This window comes from Microbacterium sp. AR7-10 (genome assembly GCF_001878835.1).
GTDB classification, from domain to species: domain Bacteria; phylum Actinomycetota; class Actinomycetes; order Actinomycetales; family Microbacteriaceae; genus Microbacterium; species Microbacterium commune.
In genome coordinates, this window is sequence record NZ_MJIR01000039.1 from 25,174 (window position 1) to 42,841 (window position 17,668).

Below are 17,668 nucleotides of genomic sequence, written 5' to 3' on the forward strand. Positions count from 1 at the left end.
GTTCTCCGTTCGCTGTCGATCAGTGCGTGGGGGTGACGGCGATGTCGGTGCCCTCGACATCGGCGAAGGGGCCGCGGCGGTCGGCGAGGATGCCGTACGCGATGGCGCCGAGACCGGCGGCGAGGAACCACGAGAACTGGCTCACGACCTGGAAGGCGGGCACGAAGGTCAGCAGCAGGGCGATGGTACCCGAGATGGCGAGGGCGATCACGGCTCGCGGGTTGAAGCCGCGGGCGTAGTAGTACTCGCCGGTCACGTGCTCGGAGTAGAGCTCGGGCACGTTGATGCGCTGCTTCTTGATGAGCCAGTAGTCGACCATGATGATGCCGAACAGCGGGCCCAGCAGAGCGCCGAGACCGTTCAGGAAGATGCCGATCACGACGGGCGAGTTGTACATGTTCCACGGCAGGATCACGAGGCCGATGACCGCCGAGAGCAGCGCCGCCTTGCGGAAGTTCAGGTGCCGCGGGAACAGGTTGGTGAGCGCGTACGTCGGGGCGACGAAGTTCGCCATCAGGTTCACGGCGATCGTGAGCACGATCAGCGCGAGCGAGGCGAGCACGAGCAGCAGGGTGTTCGGGATCGCGGCGACGACGTCGGCGGGGGAGGCGATCGCGACGCCGTTGATCGTGAACGAGCCGCCCGCGAGCACCACGACGACGGTGCCGAAGAAGAGCATGTTGATCGGGATGCCCCAGAAGTTGCCCTTCACGATCGACTTCTTGGACCTGGCGCCGCGGGTGAAGTCGCAGAAGTTGAGCACGAACGTGCCGTAGATGGCGACCCAGGCCGATGCGCCGCCGAGCATGTGCAGCCAGAGGTCGGCTCCCTGCAGGGGTGAGTCGTTCGTCCACGAGATCTGGAAGTCGGCCTGGACGAGGACCCAGACGGCGAGTGCGACGAAGGTCGCGAGGATGACGGGGCCGGCGAAGGCCTCGTACTTGCGGATCATCTCCATGCCGTAGCTGACGATGATCGACTGCAGCACCCAGAGCACGAGGAACGTCAGCCAGCCGAGGCCCGACAGTCCGAGGAACGAGCCCTGCTGCCACGCGGCTGCGCCCGGGAGGAGAGCGATGATCACGACCTGCAGCACCTGGGAGGCGAGATACGTCTGGATGCCGAACCAGGCGATGGCGACGCCGCCTCGCAGGAGTGCGGGGATCTGCGCGCCGTAGATGCCGAAGGAGATGCGGCTCATGACGGGGAACGGAACACCCGTCTTCTCGCCCATGAATCCCGACAGGGTGAGGAGCAGGAAGAGGAAGAGGGCGCCGAACGCCAGCGACCCCAGAATCGCGCCGCCGCTCATGCCGAGCGAGAAGAGCCCGATCGCCCAGACGTAGTTGCCGAGGCTGTGCACGTCGTTCGCCCACAGTGCGAAGATGCTGTAGGCGCTCCAGTGCCGCCCTTCACGGGTGGTCGGCGCGAGGTCGCTGTTGTAGAGACGGGGGCTCAGACCCATCTGAACGGCGAAAGTCCCCGAAGGGGCCTCGTCGAGACCTTCAGAAGCGCGGCTGCGCGGATGCGCGTACTCTTCGGTTGCCATTGCGGGACTCCAATATCCGGACTACGCCGTCGGGAATGAGTGGAGCATGTGATTCTGCTCCGATATTTCGTATTGCGAAAGTATTCTTTCGTAGTACGTTATTCGAACACAGCGCGGCTCGCCTGTCAAGTGGACTCCGGGGCTGTGGCGCGGGGTGACCCCTCGCGTTAGACTTTTCGTATAGCAGAACTTGATTTTCGTTGATCGGAACTGGCATGAACGCTTCACTCACCTCTACTACGCGACGCGAGATCGCCCCCGAACTCGCGCGTTCGTGGCTGCTCGTGGCTGCCACGCGTCCCGAGACCTTCGACGCCGCGGCGGCCTCGCACGCCGACGCCGTCGTGCTGGACATCGAGGATGCCGTTGACGCCAGCAAGAAGGAGTCGGCCCGCGCCGATGTGGTGCGATGGCTGAGCGAGGGCGGTCGTGCCTGGGTGCGCATCAACGACGCCGGCAGCGACTACTGGGCCGACGACATCGAGGAGCTGCGCACGGCGCCGGGTCTGCAGGGCGTGATGCTCGCCAAGACCGAGCTCGGGGGTCAGGTCATGGACACCTACAACCGTCTCGGCGCCCGTGTCCCGATCGTGGCGCTGGTCGAGTCGGCCATCGGAATCGAGAACGCCAGTGAGATCGCCCGGGCCAAGGGCGTGTTCCGCCTCGCCTTCGGAAGCGGTGACTTCCGCCGCGACACGGGCATGTCGGCCGATCGCGAGGCCATGGCCTATCCGCGTGCCCGCCTGGTCATCTCGAGCCGGGTCGGCGGCCTGCCCGGTCCGATCGACGGTCCCACGGTCGGATCGAGCCATCCCATCCTGCGCGAGCAGTCGGCCACCACCGTCTCGATGGGCATGACCGGGAAGCTCTGCCTCTCGGCCGACCAGGCCCCCGTCGTCAACGAGGTCATCAGCCCCACCCGCACCGACGTCGAGTGGGCACACGAGTTCCTCGCCGACTTCGACGCCCGCGGGCGGATCGTGCGAGACGGCAGCGATCTGCCCCGCCTCGGCCGGGCCCGCAAGATCATGCAGCTCGCCGAGGCCTTCGACGTGCTCCCCGTCGCGCGCTGACAGCGCCGCGACCCAGCATCCATCCCCGAACAGAACGGAGTCATCATGACCGACAAGCTCACCGCCGGCAGCACGGCGCCCGACTTCGCCCTCGCCGACGCCGACGGTCGCACCATCGCGCTCTCGGACTACCGCGGCCGCAACGTGGTCGTCTACTTCTACCCGAAGGCGGCCACCCCCGGCTGCACCACCGAGGCGTGCGACTTCCGCGACAGCCTCTCGGCGCTCGACGCCGCCGGCTACGCGGTCATCGGCGTCTCGCCCGACTCGATCGACGAGATCCGCTCGTTCGCCGAGACGGAGCACCTCACGTTCCCGCTGCTCGCCGACAGTGACGCCACTGTCGCCAAGGCGTGGGGCGCCTGGGGTGAGAAGACGGTGGGCGAGCGCACCTTCGACGGCGTGATCCGCTCGACCTTCGTGCTCGACGGCGACGGTATCGTGCAGCGGGCAGAATATGGTGTGGATGCAGAGGGTCACGTGGCCCGTCTGCGCACCGAGCTCGGGGTCTGACTCCACGATGTGAAACGCCCGCCGGGGGTGTTGACAACAGCTCCGGCGGCGCGCACAATGTTTACACATGCTGAAATAACAGTTCCGGCATACGGAAGTAACCTTCTCGTGAAGACTCCGTCAGGGGTTTCCGTATAGCCTTCGCGCCGGATGCCAGCATCTGCTTGAGGATCGAAGATGTCACTCGAGAACTTCAATGCGGCTCCTCGCGAAGAAGCCGTCGCCACCGTGAAGCCGGCACTGGACATCGCCCGCTGGATCGACGCGATCGTCGACGGCCGGCCTTACCAGAGCGTCGATCAGGTCGCCGCCGCGGCTGCGACGGCGGCCTCGCCGCTCACCGAGGCCGAGATCGACGGCGCACTCGCGCATCACCCGCGCATCGGCGAGAAGCCACAGGGCCACACCGCCGAGGCCGCGCACTCGCGCCGCGAGCAGCCGGGTGTCGACGCTGACGCCGCCGCCAAGCTGGCCGCCGGCAACAAGGCCTACGAGGAGAAGTTCGACCGCGTGTACCTCGTGCGTGCGGCCGGACGATCCGCCGAGGAGATCCTCGCCCTGCTGCAGCAGCGGCTGGGCAACACCCCCGAACAGGAGCTCGCCGTCGTCGATCAGCAGCTGCGTGAGATCGCAGCGCTGCGTCTGGCGGCAGCCCTCGAGAGCTGAAGGAGCGCGACCATGAGCGTTTCCCACGTGACCACCCACATCCTGGACACCTCGATCGGACGCCCCGCGCCCGACGTCGCCGTCGCGCTCGAAGCCCGTCAGGGCGACGAGTGGGTCGGGATCGGTTCAGGATCCACAGATGCTGACGGGCGGGTGAAAGAACTGGGCCCTTCGCTGTTGGAGAGCGGTGCATACCGACTCCGGTTCGACACGGCGGCCTACTTCGCCGGCATCGACACGGACACCTTCTTCCCGGAGGTGGTGTTGACCTTCCAAGTCGACGCTGAGCAGGCGCACTACCACGTGCCGCTGCTGCTCAGCCCGTTCGCCTATTCCACTTACCGAGGAAGCTGAGTTGAAATCATGACCAACATCATTCTGGGCAAGAACCAGTACGGCAAGGCCGAGGTGCGCGTCGTCCGCGTGACGCGCGACACCGACCGTCACGAGATCGAGGACCTCAACGTCACCTCGCAGCTGCGCGGAGACCTCGACAGCGCCCACTTCGAGGGCAACAACGAGCACGTCGTCCCGACCGACACTCAGAAGAACACGGTCTACGCCTTCGCCAAGGACGGCGTCGGCAGCCCCGAGGAGTTCCTGCTGCGTCTCGGCCGCCACTTCACCGGCGAGTTCGACTGGATCACCGGCGGTCGCTGGGAGGCCGAGCAGTACACCTGGCAGCGCATCCAGGGCGACAGCGGCGAGCACGACCACTCGTTCGTCCGCGGCGGCACCGAGACCCGCACCTCGGTCGTGCAGATCGACGGCGACGACACGGTCGTCATCGCGGGTCTGCAGGACCTGAAGGTGCTGAAGTCGACGCAGAGCGGCTTCGTCGGGTACCCGAAGGACAAGTACACGACCCTGGCCGAGACCGAGGACCGCATCCTCGCCACCTCCGTCACCGCCAAGTGGCGCTACAACCGCACCGACATCGACTTCAACGAGGTCTTCGCGGACGTGCGCCGCCTGCTGCTCGCCGGGTTCTCGCGCAACTACTCGTACGCCCTGCAGCACACGCTGAAGGAGATGGCCGAGGCCGTCCTCGAAGCGCACCCCGAGATCGACGAGATCCGCTTCTCGACCCCGAACAGCCACCACTTCGTGGTCGACCTGTCGCCGTTCGGCCTGGAGAACCCCAACGAGGTGTTCTACGCCGCCGACCGCCCGTACGGCCTGATCGAGGCGTCGTTCCTTCGCGAGGGCGCCGACACCGACCACTGGTCGTGGGACGGCATCGCCGGCTTCTGCTGATCCGCACCGGATGCCGTTCGGCCGGCTGCTGACCCCGTCAGCCCCTGCCGCCGAACGGCATCCCCGCGGCCGCCACCGTGAGAGAGGCGATGTTCGCCTCGGGCGGCAGCTGCGCCATGAAAAGCACAGCCCGCGCGGCGTCGGCCACGTCGAAGGTCGGCTCGACCAGACGCGAGCCGTCGGCCTGCAATGCACCGGAGCCGACGCCGATCTCGGACATGATCCGCGTCGCGGCGTTGCCGATGTCGATCTGGCCGCAGCTGATACCGTGCGCTCGGCCGTCGAGGTCGACGGAGCGGGTGAGGCCGGTGATGGCGTGCTTGCTCACCGCGTACGCGACCGAGAGCGGTCGCGGGACCTGGGCCGAGATCGACCCGTTGTTGATGATGCGGCCGCCCGACGGCCGCTGCGCGATCATCGTGCGCATCGCGGCTCCTGCGCACAGCAGAGCGCCGGTCACGTTCACATCGATCGTCCGCTGCCACTCGACGGGGTCGACGTCGGCGGCGGATGCCACAGGGCCGAAGATCCCCGCATTGTTGAACAGCACATCCACGCGGCCCCACTCGGCCACGACGCGGGCGAACAGCGCGTCCACCTCGGCGGGCACGGTGATGTCGGTGGGCACGACGAGAGCGTTCGGATGCCCGTCGGCGCTCTGCTGCAGGGCATCCGCCCTCCGACCGGCGAGAGCCACCCGGAACCCGGCCTCGAGCATGGCCGCTGCCACGGCGCGGCCGATGCCCGACCCCGCACCGGTGACCACGGCGACGCGTCCGTTCGTCATCAGATCGCTCCCCGATCCGCCGTCAGGATGCCAGCTCGGCGCTGATCGCCTGCGCGGCGATGCGCAGCTTGGGCACGGCGCGCTCGCCGAACGCCTCGTCGACGCGCGAGATCGGACCGGAGACCGACACGGCCGTGGGGGTCGGTGCGTCGGGGACGGCCATCGAGAAGCAGCGCACGCCGATCTCCTGCTCCTGGTCGTCGATCGCGTACCCGCGCTCGCGGATGCGGTCGAGCTCGGCGATGAGCTCGTCGACGTCGCCGATGCTGAACTCCGTCGGGGTCGGCATGCCCGCGCGGGCGACGATGCCGCGCACGGTGTCGTCGGGCAGCTGGGCGAGGATCGCCTTGCCGACACCGGTGTCGTGCATGTGGGCGCGCCGGCCGACCTCCGTGAACATGCGCATCGAGTGCAGCGAGGGCACCTGGGCGACGTACACGATCATGTTGCCGTCGAGCACCGCCATGTTCGCGCTCTCGCCCAGCTCGTCGACGAGGGTCTTCAGCTGCGGGCGCGCCAGGGCGCCGAACTGGCGCGACGCGCCCTCGCCGATGCGGATCAGCCGCGGCCCGAGCGCGTAGCGGCGGTTGGGCAGCTGACGCGCGTACCCCAGCGAGACCAGGGTGCGCAGCAGGCGGTGGATGGTGGGCAGCGGCAGATCGGTCGACGATGCCAGCTCGCTGAGGGTGACGTCGCCGCCGGCGTCGGTGACCAGCTCGAGCAGCTCGAACACCCGCTCGACGGACTGGACTCCGGATCCGCTGCTGCGCGGCGTCTTGCTTTCGGCCATGAGGTCCTCCTAGGTACCCGACGATTCCATCATGCGAGAAGAGCGAGCGAAAATCCTGCGTGATCCCTCATCGTTGATTGCATCGTACTTTCGTAAGATAGATAACAGTATCCACGATGCGAAAGCGCGAAGAAGTCCACAAGCAAATGTGAGTCGGCGCGGATGCGCGCGGCGCACCTCAGGGAAGAGGAAACATGGCCAACCCCGGTCCCGGTAACTCGATCACACTGCGTATCGACGCTCCCTCGAACTTCAGCGTCACCAGCGAGCTCGCCGCCGCCGCGGCATCCGCCGGTGCCGCCATCACCGCTCTCGACGTCGTCGAGTCGCACCCGACCTCCATCGTCGTCGACCTCACCTGCAACACGATCGACGACGAGCACGCCACCCGCATCCGCGACGCCGTGGAGGCACTCGACGGCGTGCACGTGCGCCAGGTCAGCGACCGCACCTTCCTCATGCACCTCGGCGGCAAGCTCGAGGTCGTGCCCAGCGTGCCGCTGCGCAACCGCGACGACCTCTCGCGCGCCTACACCCCCGGCGTCGCCCGGGTCTGCATGGCCATCGCCGAGGACAAGAGCAAGGCCCGCAACCTCACCATCAAGCGCAACACGATCGCCGTGGTCACCGACGGCACCGCCGTACTCGGCCTGGGCGACATCGGTCCCGAGGCCGCACTGCCCGTCATGGAGGGCAAGGCCGCCCTGTTCAAGCAGTTCGCGAACGTCGACGCGTGGCCGGTCTGCCTCGACACCAAGGACACCGAGGAGATCATCAGCATCGTCAAGGCGATCGCCCCCGTCTACGGCGGCGTGAACCTCGAGGACATCGCCGCTCCCCGCTGCTTCGAGATCGAGGCAAGGCTCCGCGAAGAGCTCGACATCCCCGTCTTCCACGACGACCAGCACGGCACCGCGATCGTCACCCTCGCCGCCCTCGTCAACGCCCTCAAGGTCGTGAACAAGACGATCGAGGACATCCGCATCGTCGTCTCCGGCGTCGGAGCCGCGGGCAACGCGATCATCCAGCTGCTGCTCGCCGAGGGCGCGAAGGACCTCGTGGCCTGCGGGCGCGACGGCGCGATCGTCGCCGGTGTCGAGTACGCCGACGCGCACCGCCGCGAGATCGCCGCGACCACCAACCCGCGCGGCTTCCAGGGCACCCTGAAGGAGGCCATGGTCGGCGCAGACGTGTTCATCGGCGTGAGCGCTCCGAACGTGCTCGACGAGGCCGACATCGCCGCGATGGCGGATGACGCGATCGTGTTCGCGATGGCCAACCCGACCCCCGAGGTCGACCCCGTCGTGGCGTCCAAGCACGCCGCCATCGTGGCCACCGGTCGCAGCGACTTCCCCAACCAGATCAACAACGTGCTCGCCTTCCCCGGCGTCTTCCGCGGGCTGCTCGACGCGGGCGTGTCCGACATCACCGCACCTATGCTGGTCGCATCGGCATACGCCATCGCGTCGCGCGTCGAAGAGGATGAGCTCAACGCGAGCTTCATCATCCCGAGCGTGTTCGACCCGCTGGTCGCCGGCGCCGTCGCCGACGCCATCGTCCGGGTCGTCGAGTCGGCCGCCGCAGACAGGGAGTGAGCCGGGTGTCAGCCAACACATCGCTGCGCGAAGACGACTTCGCAGACATCGACGCGCGCCTCGCGCAGACCGACGCACTCCTCTCGGGCTCCTACCCCGGCGATGACGGCAGCCGTCAGCCCGTGCACACGCTGTACGTGCCGGCCGACCGCTTCGACCGGGACCTGCCGGCCCGCCTCGGAGCGGACGCGATCGCGGCCGTCGAGGCGGCCGGCGGCACGGCCGCGCTCGCCGCGTCGGTCGGGCTGGGTCACCTCGCCGACCAGCTGGCTCCGCTGGTGGATGCCAAGCTGCGCCGCGAGCCCGTCGAAGACCTCCGTCTCGACTTCGAGGACGGCTACGGCACCCGCGACGACGACGAGGAGGACGCAGACGCCATCCTCGCCGCCGAGCGCGTGGCCGAGGCCGTCGCCGCAGGCACCGCGACGCCGTTCATCGGCATCCGGTTCAAGTGCTTCGAGGCGCCGACCAGGCGGCGCGGCATCCGCACGCTCGACCGCTTCGTCACCACCCTCGCCGCCGCCGGCCCCCTGCCGGACGGACTGATCCTCACCCTGCCGAAGGTGACCACCGTCGCGCAGGTCGAGGCGACGGTCGCGCTCTGCGAGCGCTTCGAGGAGCGACTGGGCCTGGCATCCGGTCGCCTGCGCTTCGAGGTGCAGATGGAGACGCCGCAGCTCATCGTCGCCGCCGACGGGACGATCCCCGTCGCCACGCTGTTGCATCACGGTGCGGGACGCATCTCGGCGCTGCACTACGGCACCTACGACTACAGCGCCTCGCTGCAGATCGCCGCCGCGTACCAGTCGATGGAGCATCCGGCCGCCGACTACGCCAAGCAGGTCATGCAGGTCGCCGTCGCCGAGACCGGCGTGCGGCTCTCGGACGGGTCGACCAACGTCATCCCCGTGGGTGAGAAGGCGGCGGATGCCTGGAAGCTGCACGCCCGCCTGGTGCGGCGCTCGCTCGAGCGCGGCTACTACCAGGGCTGGGATCTGCACGCCAACCAGCTGCCCACCCGGTACCTCGCGACCTACGCGTTCTACCGCGAGGGATTCGAGGCGGCCGCGCGCCGGCTCGACAACTACCTGCACGGCAGCGATGCGACGATCATGGACGAGCCCGCCACCGCGCGCGCTCTCGCCCGCTTCGTCGTTCGCGGCCTGGAGTGCGGCGCGCTCACCGAAGACGAGGTGCGCTCGTCGACCGGCGCCTCGCCCGCAGAGCTGACCAGGCTCGCACACCCGAAACTCGTCACCAAGGAGGCCTGATGTCCTACTACACCCCGACCGGCGGTCTGCCGCCGCAGACCGACCTGCTCACCGACCGCGCGATCGTCAAGCTCGCGTACACGGTGATCCCGAAGGGCGTGCTGCGCGACATCGTCACCAGCAGCCTGCCCGGGTTCAGCAACACCCGCGCCTGGATCATCGCCAAGCCCACCCCGAGCTCGGCGCAGACCTTCTCGCAGCTGATCGTCGAGATCTCCCCCGGTGGGGAGGCCGCGAAGCCCGAGCCCGAGGCCGGTGTCGAGGGCGTCATCTTCGTCACCACCGGAAAGCTCACCCTCACCCTCGACGGCGAGACGCACGTGCTGGAAGAGGGCGGCTACGCCTTCCTCGCGCCCGGTGCGGACTGGTCGCTGAAGAACGAGGGCGACGAGATCACCAGCTTCCACTGGATCCGCAAGGCGTACGAGTGGCTCGAGGGCGTCGACGCACCGGCATCCTTCGTCACCCGCGACCAGGACATCGAGCCCACCCCGATGGTGGGCACCGACGCGTGGCTCACCACCCGCTTCGCCGATTCGAGCGACATGGCGCACGACATGCAGGTGAACATCGTCACCTTCAAGCCGGGCGGATCGATCCCGTTCGCCGAGACGCACGTCATGGAGCACGGTCTGTTCGTGCTCGAGGGCAAGGCCGTCTACCACCTCAACGGCGACTGGGTCGAGGTCGAGGCCGGTGACTACATGCTGCTGCGCGCGTTCTGCCCGCAGGCCTGCTACGCCGGGGGCCCTGGCGACTTCCGCTACCTGCTGTACAAGGACATGAACCGCCAGATCAAGCTGACCTGAGCCGGTCACGCCGGCCGTGCCGGTGACGAGCGAACGCACCCGTCGGGCACCCGGCGGGTGCGTTCGCTCTTCCTGCCGGTTCCGGATGCTGGAATGTCGCGCCGTCGTCGTTGACACCACCTCAGCCCCCGCCTAACCTTTCATTACTAGGAACTTTTCTTCCGCAATACGAAACCAAGGACGATCATGAGCTACACCGTCAACGCGTCGATCCTGCTGACCGACCTCCCCGTGAACGAGCGTCCCGCCGCGGCCAAGGCCGCCGGGTTCGACGCCGTCGAGTTCTGGTGGCCGTTCTTGTCGGCCGTTCCCGAGCAGCAGGAGGTCGACGCGTTCGTCGCCGCCATCGACGACGCAGGGGTGCGGCTCACCGGACTCAACTTCTTCGCCGGAGACATGCCGGCGGGCGACCGCGGGCTCGTCTCGTGGGTGGGCCGCGAGGGCGAGTTCCGCGCCAACGTCGACGTCGTCGTCGGCATCGGCGAGCGCACCGGCACCACGGCGTTCAACGCCCTCTACGGCCTGCGCCAGGACGGCGTCGACGAGAAGACGCAGGACGACCTCGCTGTCGAGAACCTCGCGATCGCCGGCAAGGCCGTCTCCCGCATCGGGGGCATCGTGCTGCTGGAGCCGGTCTCCGGCGCAGACGCGTATCCGCTGAAGACCGCCGCCGACGCGCTCGCGATCATCGCCCGCGTCAAGGACGAGCACGGCGTCGACAACATCCGCCTGCTCGCCGACTTCTACCACCTCGCCGTCAACGGCGACGACGTGGCCGCCGTCGTCGCCGAGCACGCCGGCGAGTTCGGTCACATCCAGATCGCCGACGCCCCCGGTCGCGGCGAGCCCGGCACGGGAGAGCTGCCGCTGACCGAATGGATCGAGGCAGCGCGCGCCGGCGGATACGACGGCGTCATCGGTCTCGAGTACAAGGCCACCCAGGACGACCCGTTCGCCTGGACCAGGAACTGACATCCCACTTCCGCGAAGGAGCGACGACATGACCAACATCACCATCATCGGTCTCGGCATCATGGGCCTGCCCATGGCGAAGAACCTCGTCAAGGCGGGCTACACGGTCACCGGCGTGAACCGCAGCCCCGAGGCCGTCCAGAAGCTCGTCGATGCGGGTGGCAACGGCGCCGCCAGCGTCGCCGAGGGTGTCAAGGACGCCGACGTGATCATCACGATGGTCCCCGACTCCCCTGATGTCGCCGACGTCGTGCAGGGCCCCGAGGGCGTCTTCGCCAACGCGAAGAAGGGCGCTCTCTGGATCGACAACTCCTCGATCCGCCCCGACGTCGCCAAGGAGCTGGCCGAGGAGGCCATCGCCGCCGGTCTCGGCGTCGTCGACGCGCCCGTCTCGGGTGGCGAGCAGGGCGCCATCGACGGCGTCCTCTCGATCATGACCGGCGGCTCGCCGGAGGACTTCGCCAAGGCGGAGCCCATCCTGCAGGCCATCGGCAAGACCATCGTGCACGTCGGCCCTGCGGGTGCCGGTCAGACCGTGAAAGCGGCCAACCAGCTCATCGTCGCCGTCAACATCCAGGCCCTCAGCGAGGCGATCGTCTTCCTCGAGGCCTACGGCGTCGACACCGACGCCGCCCTCAAGGTCCTCGGCGGCGGTCTCGCCGGCTCGAAGGTCCTCGACCAGAAGGGGCAGAAGATGCTCGACCGCGACTTCGCCCCCGGCTTCCGCCTGGCCCTGCACAACAAGGACCTCGGCATCGTCACCGCCGCGGCGCGCGGCGCCGGCGTGAGCGTGCCCCTCGGCTCGGCTGTCGCCCAGCTCGTCACCTCGCTCGTCGCCCGCGGCGACGGCGGCCTCGACCACTCCGGCCTCTTCAAGCTCACCGCAGAGCTCTCCGGCCGCGAGTAAGAATTAAGGACAGAACATCATGACCCGCATGCGCGCAGTGGACGCCATCGTCCAGATCCTGATCAAGGAGGGCGCCGACGAGGCGTTCGGCCTGCCCGGAGCCGCCATCAACCCCCTGTACTCCGCGATGCGCGCAGGCGGCGGCATCCGGCACACCCTCGCGCGCCACGTCGAGGGCGCCTCGCACATGGCCGACGGCTACAGCCGCACGGGCGACGGACGCATCGGCGTCTGCCTCGGCACGTCGGGCCCCGCCGGCACCGACATGATCACCGGTCTGTACGCGGCGATCGCCGACAGCATCCCGATGCTGTGCATCACCGGACAGGCGCCGGTGGCGAAGCTCGACAAGGAGGACTTCCAGGCCGTCGACATCGCGTCCATCGCGAAGCCGGTGACCAAGTTCGCCAAGACGGTGCTCGAGGGTGCGCAGGTTCCCGGCGTGTTCCAGAGCGCCTTCCAGATCATGCGCTCGGGCCGCCCCGGTCCCGTGCTGATCGATCTGCCGTTCGACGTGCAGATGACCGAGATCGAGTTCGACATCGACACGTACGAGCCGCTGCCGGTCGCCAAGCCCGTCGCCACTCGTGCGCAGGCCGAGAAGGTGCTCGACATGCTCACCGCGTCGAAGCACCCCGTCATCGTCGCGGGCGGCGGCATCGTCAACTCCGGCGCGTCCGACAAGCTCGTCGAGCTGGCCGAGACCCTCGGCGTGCCGGTCGTGCCGACCCTGATGGGCTGGGGCGCGATCGCCGACGACCACCCGCTGGCAGCCGGCCTGGTCGGCATCCAGACCTCGCAGCGCTACGGCAACGCGAGCTTCCTCGAGAGCGACTTCGTGCTCGGCATCGGCAACCGCTGGGCCAACCGCCACACCGGTGGGCTCGACACGTACCGCAAGGGCCGCACCTTCGTGCACGTCGACATCGAGCCGACCCAGATCGGCCGGGTGTTCGCACCCGACTACGGCGTGGTCTCCGATGCCGGCGCGTTCATGGACGTGCTGCTCGAGGCCGCACGCGACCGGGTGGCCGAGCTGCCCGACTACAACGGCTGGGCCGAGGAGTGCCGCGACCGCAAGGCGCGTCTGCAGCGCAAGACCAACTTCGACAACGTGCCCATGAAGCCGCACCGCGTCTACCAGGAGATGCTCACGGCGTTCGATCGCGACACCACCTTCGTCACGACGATCGGCCTGTCGCAGATCGCCGGAGCCCAGCTGCTGCACGTCTACGGTCCCCGCAAGTGGATCAACGCGGGCCAGGCCGGCCCCCTCGGCTGGACCGGTCCCGCCGCCCTCGGCGTCGTGCGCGGCAAGCCGGGTGAGCAGGTCGTCGCCCTGTCGGGCGACTACGACTTCCAGTTCATGATCGAAGAGCTCGCCGTGGGCGCGCAGCACAAGCTGCCGTACATCCACGTCGTGGTCAACAACAGCTACCTCGGTCTGATCCGTCAGTCCCAGCGCGGCTTCGAGATGGACTACGAGGTCTCGCTCGCGTTCGACAACGTCAACACCCCGTACGACCCCGACAGCGTCGCCACCGGGTACGGAGTCGACCACGTCAAGGTCGCCGAGGGCCTCGGCTGCAAGGCGATCCGCGTGGAGCGCCCCGAAGAGCTCGCCGCCGGGTTCGCCGAGGCCGCGCGCCTGCGCGACGAGTTCCAGGTGCCCGTGGTGGTCGAGGTCATCCTCGAGCGCGTGACGAACATCGCGATGGGTGCCGACCTCGACACGATGAACGAGTTCGAGGACCTCGCGGCATCGCCGGCCGACGCTCCTGAGGCGATCTACGCCCTGCTCGACTGATCGGTTCCGAGTACGACATGCGCATCCTCATCGCCTCTGACAAGTTCAAGGGCTCGGCGACGGGCTCCGAGGTGGCGGCGGCGCTCGCCGACGGCATCCGGGAGATCATCCCGGATGCCGTCGTCGACGCGGCTCCGGTCGCCGACGGCGGCGAGGGCACGGTCGACGCGGCCGTCGCGAGCGGATTCACGCCGGTGACGGTCTCGGTGACCGGTCCCACCGGGCGTCCGGTGGATGCCACCTTCGCCCTGCGCGATGGTCAGGCCATCATCGAGATGGCGGCGGCCAGCGGTCTGGACGTGCTGCCGGACGGCGAGAAGGATGCCCTCGGTGCGACCAGCCGCGGTGCGGGCGAGCTGATCGCCGCGGCACTGGACCGAGGAGCGACCTCGATCGTGCTCGGCGTGGGCGGCAGCGCCTGCACCGACGGCGGCGCGGGCATGCTGCAGGCCCTGGGTGCCGCACTGCGCACCGAGGACCGGCCCGTCCGCCCCGGTGGCGCGGGCCTGGTCGAGCTGGTCTCGGCCGACCTCACGGGTCTCGACCCTCGACTCACCGCGGTCAGCGTCGTGCTGGCCGCCGACGTCGACAATCCCCTCCTCGGAGAGCGGGGGGCCGCCGCGGTCTTCGCGCCGCAGAAGGGGGCGAGCGCCGATGATGTCGCGGTCCTCGAGGCGGGCCTCTCGCGTCTGGCAGAGCTCGTCGACGCGCTGCCCGGGGTGCGCGCCTCGGCATCCGCGCCCGGAGCAGGCGCGGCCGGTGGCGTCGGCTACGCCGCCCTCGCGGTGCTCGGCGCCGTGCGCGAGCCCGGCATCGACGTCATCCAGCGCCTCATCGGTCTCGAGGCGCGCATCGCCGACGCCGACCTCGTCATCACCGGCGAGGGCAGCCTCGACGATCAGAGTCTGGGTGGCAAGACGCCCCTGGGCGTCTCGGCCGCCGCGGCCAGGGCGGGCAAGCCCGTCGTCGCGGTGTGCGGTCGCGCGACTCTGGATGCCGCGCAGGCGGCGTCCGCGGGCTTCGCCCGGGTCTACGCACTGAGCGACATCGAGCCCGAGCCTGCGAAGAGCATGGCGAACGCGGTGCCCCTGCTGCGCGAGGTGGGCCGCACGATCGCCGCCGACCTGGGTGCTCTCACCGCGCGCTGAGCCCGCGCCTGGCTGCATCGGCGTGCGGGGTGGGCCCGTGTGGTCGCCTCGCGGCGTGGGATGCGGCCGTTCGGGCCCACTCGAGGCGTGGGTGCGCCGGGAGTGGGTTCCCGTGTCGAGCCGNNCGCCTCGCGGCGGGGGATGCGACCATTCGGGCCCACTCGGCGGGGGATGCGCGAAGGGGACCGGACCGCCGGTGGGCGGAGCCGATCCCCTCTGTCGCGCGTGGGTCCTCAGGCCGCCTTCGGGAAGAGGACGCGGAACGCGCGGATGAAGCCGTTGCCCTGGCCTGCGGGCAGGTGGAAGTCCGGGTCGATGTTGACCGACGGGTGCTCAGCGGACGGGACGTGCCCGCTCGCCTCGGTCGGATGTGCGCTCACGTCCCTCTCCGTTTCTGTTTCCATAAAGCGAAATAATCATCTTGCTGTATGAAAAGAGTACGCACAGGTGCGCCGGAGAGTCAATACCCTCTCGGCAGCTGTGACGCCGGATTGCGCTGCGGTGCCGGCGAGTCGTCAGCCCCAGCGCCCCGGATCGGCGAGCACCCGAGAGGTCACCTGCAGCGATCCCGGCGCCACCTCTGCCGTGCAGAATAGCAGCGACATCGTCGGATATCCGTGCGCGCGGTTGTCGCGCACGATCGCCCGGTCGTCCTCGGGCGAGAGGCTCGCGCTCTCCGCGAGCACCGCGACCCAGCGCTCGTCCCACGCGGGCGCCCGGTCGGCGGCCGCGGCGAATCGCGGCAGCCACGCATCGATGCGCGCCGTGCCCGGATCGTCCAGGTCGTCGTGGGCGATCATGTGCACTCCCGCGGGCACCGCCGTCTCGCGCAGCTCGACGCCGTCCCACGACAGCACGCGGGATGCCTGCGCAGTCACCTCGAGCAGGTTGAAGCCGTGCATGGGCGGGTGTCCCTGCGGGGAGCGTCCGGCGACCGACTCCAAGGCCAGCGAGCCGCGCGAGCGCACGTCGCTCTCCGGGAGGCCGAGCACGTCCGCGCGATTGAGCAGCACGGCGAGGCGTCCGACGGCGGGATCGGCGGCGAGCCACGCCCCGCCGGCCCGACGATCGCGGATGCCGACCACCCCGGGATGGGTGTCGGGCCACCACTGTCCGAGGTCGTCCCAGGGGCGATCGGGATCCTCGTCCCGCACGGCCAGCAGCCGCGCGCCTTCGCCGGGAGAGGGGGCGACATCGATCACGACGGTGCACACGAGCACGAGTCTAGGCGGGGGACCGGGGCGCGCCGGAGCTGTCTGCGCCGGCAGCCTGGGGCAGAATCGGACGCGTGAACATCGTCGTCGCCGTCACCGGCGGGATCGCCGCCTACAAGAGCGTGCACCTGGTGCGCCTGCTGATCAAGGCCGGACACGAGGTCACCGTCGTGCCCACCGAAGACGCGCTGCGCTTCGTCGGCCTGCCCACGTGGGAGGCGATCAGCCGCCGTCCCGTGACCACGAGCGTGCACGAGGACGTCGCCCAGGTGCGCCACGTCGCCCTTGGTCAGGCGGCCGAGCTCGTGATCGTCGCGCCCGCGACCGCGAACACCATCGCGAAGATGGCCGCCGGCCTCGCCGACGATCTGCTCGGCACCACTCTGCTCGCCACCACCGCCCCGGTCGCGATCGCTCCTGCGATGCACACCGAGATGTGGCGCCACCCGGCGACGCAGGCGAACATCGCGACGCTGCGCGACCGCGGCGTCGCCGTCCTCGGTCCCGGCGAGGGCGAGCTGACCGGGGGAGACTCGGGAGCCGGACGGATGCTCGAGCCCGAGCAGATCATGGCCGAGGCGCTCACCCTGATCGACGCGGGGCACCGGGGAGCGCACGAGCCGCACGACCTCGACGGCCTGCGCGTCGCGGTCTCGGCGGGCGGCACCCGCGAGCCCCTCGACCCGGTGCGCTTCCTGGGCAACCGCTCCAGCGGGCGGCAGGGGGTCGCTCTCGCGCTCGCCGCGGCCGACCGGGGCGCGGACGTCGTGCTCGTGGCCGCGCACGTCGACGGTGCGGTGCTGGCGGATGCCGAACGGCATCCGCTCATCCGGATCGAGCACGTCGGCACCGCGGCCGAACTCGGCGACGCGATGCGCCGCGCGGCGGAGGAGGCCGCGGTGATCGTGATGGCCGCGGCCGTCGCCGACTACCGACCGGCCGACGTGTCCGACCGCAAGCTCACGAAGGAGGCGGGTCCGCTCGAGAGCATCGAGCTGGTGCAGAACGAGGACATCGTGGCGCATCTGGCTGCGCGACGGCATCCGGGTCAGGTGATCATCGCATTCGCGGCCGAGACCCCGGATGACGACGGCGAGCTGCTCGAGCGCGCGCGACGCAAGCGCGAGCGCAAGGGCGTCGACCTGCTCGTGGTGAACGAGGTCGGCTGGGACCGCGGATTCGAGGCGGGCGAGAACACCGTGCACGTGATCGGCGACGGCGGCGCGGTGCTCGCCCTGGCATCCGGAACCAAGCGCGCGGTCGCCGACGACGTGTGGGATGTCGTCGCCGACGTCCTGGGGTGAGCCGCG

The 17,668-nt window shown here is 69.3% G+C and carries 18 protein-coding genes; 13 read left to right on the forward strand and 5 right to left on the reverse strand.

Going from position 1 to position 17,668, the window contains the following annotated elements:
* Window positions 1-19 precede the first annotated feature (19 nt).
* Window positions 20-1,549, reverse strand: a complete 1,530-nt coding sequence (locus BFN01_RS04310) for an NCS1 family nucleobase:cation symporter-1 (RefSeq protein ID WP_071641966.1) — start codon at window positions 1,547-1,549, stop codon at window positions 20-22.
* Between the two features lie 215 nt (window positions 1,550-1,764).
* On the opposite strand from BFN01_RS04310, the gene BFN01_RS04315 reads away from it, so the two are divergent.
* The 5 genes from BFN01_RS04315 to pucL all read left to right on the forward strand — a co-directional run bounded on the left by BFN01_RS04315 (window position 1,765) and on the right by pucL (window position 5,058).
* Window positions 1,765-2,622, forward strand: coding sequence for a CoA ester lyase (locus BFN01_RS04315; protein ID WP_071641968.1), 858 nt, complete (start codon window positions 1,765-1,767; stop codon window positions 2,620-2,622).
* A 45-nt stretch (window positions 2,623-2,667) separates the two neighbouring features.
* On the forward strand, window positions 2,668-3,135 hold the full coding sequence (gene bcp, locus BFN01_RS04320; RefSeq protein ID WP_071641969.1) for a thioredoxin-dependent thiol peroxidase: 468 nt from the start codon (window positions 2,668-2,670) through the stop codon (window positions 3,133-3,135).
* Between the two features lie 177 nt (window positions 3,136-3,312).
* On the forward strand, window positions 3,313-3,801 hold the full coding sequence (gene uraD, locus BFN01_RS04325) for a 2-oxo-4-hydroxy-4-carboxy-5-ureidoimidazoline decarboxylase (protein ID WP_071641971.1): 489 nt from the start codon (window positions 3,313-3,315) through the stop codon (window positions 3,799-3,801).
* A 12-nt stretch (window positions 3,802-3,813) separates the two neighbouring features.
* Window positions 3,814-4,155: a hydroxyisourate hydrolase gene (uraH, locus tag BFN01_RS04330; RefSeq protein WP_071641973.1), complete on the forward strand. Its 342-nt coding sequence runs from the start codon at window positions 3,814-3,816 to the stop codon at window positions 4,153-4,155.
* 9 nt (window positions 4,156-4,164) lie between these two features.
* On the forward strand, window positions 4,165-5,058 hold the full coding sequence (gene pucL, locus BFN01_RS04335; RefSeq protein WP_071641975.1) for a factor-independent urate hydroxylase: 894 nt from the start codon (window positions 4,165-4,167) through the stop codon (window positions 5,056-5,058).
* A gap of 37 nt (window positions 5,059-5,095) precedes the next feature.
* Here pucL and BFN01_RS04340 read toward each other — a convergent pair whose 3' ends face one another.
* Complete coding sequence (locus BFN01_RS04340) at window positions 5,096-5,845, reverse strand: SDR family oxidoreductase (RefSeq protein WP_071641977.1); 750 nt, start codon at window positions 5,843-5,845, stop codon at window positions 5,096-5,098.
* Between the two features lie 22 nt (window positions 5,846-5,867).
* Window positions 5,868-6,635, reverse strand: coding sequence for an IclR family transcriptional regulator (locus tag BFN01_RS04345; RefSeq protein WP_071641979.1), 768 nt, complete (start codon window positions 6,633-6,635; stop codon window positions 5,868-5,870).
* Window positions 6,636-6,829: 194 nt separating this feature from the next.
* On the opposite strand from BFN01_RS04345, the gene BFN01_RS04350 reads away from it, so the two are divergent.
* The 7 genes from BFN01_RS04350 (at window position 6,830) to BFN01_RS04380 (ending at window position 15,144) form a co-directional block, all read left to right on the forward strand.
* Window positions 6,830-8,230 (forward strand): NAD-dependent malic enzyme, encoded by a 1,401-nt coding sequence (locus BFN01_RS04350; protein WP_071641981.1) that lies wholly within the window; start codon window positions 6,830-6,832, stop codon window positions 8,228-8,230.
* Between the two features lie 5 nt (window positions 8,231-8,235).
* The gene (locus BFN01_RS04355) at window positions 8,236-9,501 is read left to right on the forward strand and encodes an aldolase/citrate lyase family protein (protein WP_071641983.1); all 1,266 of its coding nucleotides are present in this window, start codon (window positions 8,236-8,238) and stop codon (window positions 9,499-9,501) included.
* Window positions 9,498-10,310 (forward strand): bifunctional allantoicase/(S)-ureidoglycine aminohydrolase, encoded by an 813-nt coding sequence (locus BFN01_RS04360; RefSeq protein WP_143187152.1) that lies wholly within the window; start codon window positions 9,498-9,500, stop codon window positions 10,308-10,310. The genes BFN01_RS04355 and BFN01_RS04360 overlap by 4 nt, the downstream gene beginning before the upstream one ends.
* Before the next feature lie 186 nt (window positions 10,311-10,496).
* Window positions 10,497-11,282 carry a hydroxypyruvate isomerase family protein gene (locus BFN01_RS04365; protein WP_071641987.1) on the forward strand — a complete coding sequence of 262 codons (786 nt, stop codon included), beginning with the start codon at window positions 10,497-10,499 and terminating at the stop codon, window positions 11,280-11,282.
* A 28-nt stretch (window positions 11,283-11,310) separates the two neighbouring features.
* The gene (locus BFN01_RS04370) at window positions 11,311-12,189 is read left to right on the forward strand and encodes a 2-hydroxy-3-oxopropionate reductase (protein ID WP_071641989.1); all 879 of its coding nucleotides are present in this window, start codon (window positions 11,311-11,313) and stop codon (window positions 12,187-12,189) included.
* 19 nt (window positions 12,190-12,208) lie between these two features.
* Entirely contained in the window at window positions 12,209-13,996 is a 1,788-nt protein-coding gene (gcl, locus tag BFN01_RS04375; protein WP_071641991.1) for a glyoxylate carboligase, read from the forward strand.
* Window positions 13,997-14,013: 17 nt separating this feature from the next.
* A complete protein-coding gene (locus BFN01_RS04380) occupies window positions 14,014-15,144 on the forward strand; it encodes a glycerate kinase (RefSeq protein ID WP_071641993.1) in 1,131 nt (376 codons plus the stop codon).
* 233 nt (window positions 15,145-15,377) lie between these two features.
* Here BFN01_RS04380 and BFN01_RS15390 read toward each other — a convergent pair whose 3' ends face one another.
* A complete protein-coding gene (locus BFN01_RS15390; protein WP_177243800.1) occupies window positions 15,378-15,524 on the reverse strand; it encodes a hypothetical protein in 147 nt (48 codons plus the stop codon).
* A gap of 135 nt (window positions 15,525-15,659) precedes the next feature.
* Window positions 15,660-16,358, reverse strand: coding sequence for an NRDE family protein (locus BFN01_RS04385; protein ID WP_071642093.1), 699 nt, complete (start codon window positions 16,356-16,358; stop codon window positions 15,660-15,662).
* Between the two features lie 74 nt (window positions 16,359-16,432).
* Here BFN01_RS04385 and coaBC point away from each other — a divergent pair, with 74 nt between their 5' ends.
* Window positions 16,433-17,662: a bifunctional phosphopantothenoylcysteine decarboxylase/phosphopantothenate--cysteine ligase CoaBC gene (gene coaBC, locus BFN01_RS04390; RefSeq protein WP_071641994.1), complete on the forward strand. Its 1,230-nt coding sequence runs from the start codon at window positions 16,433-16,435 to the stop codon at window positions 17,660-17,662.
* Window positions 17,663-17,668: the final 6 nt, after the last annotated feature.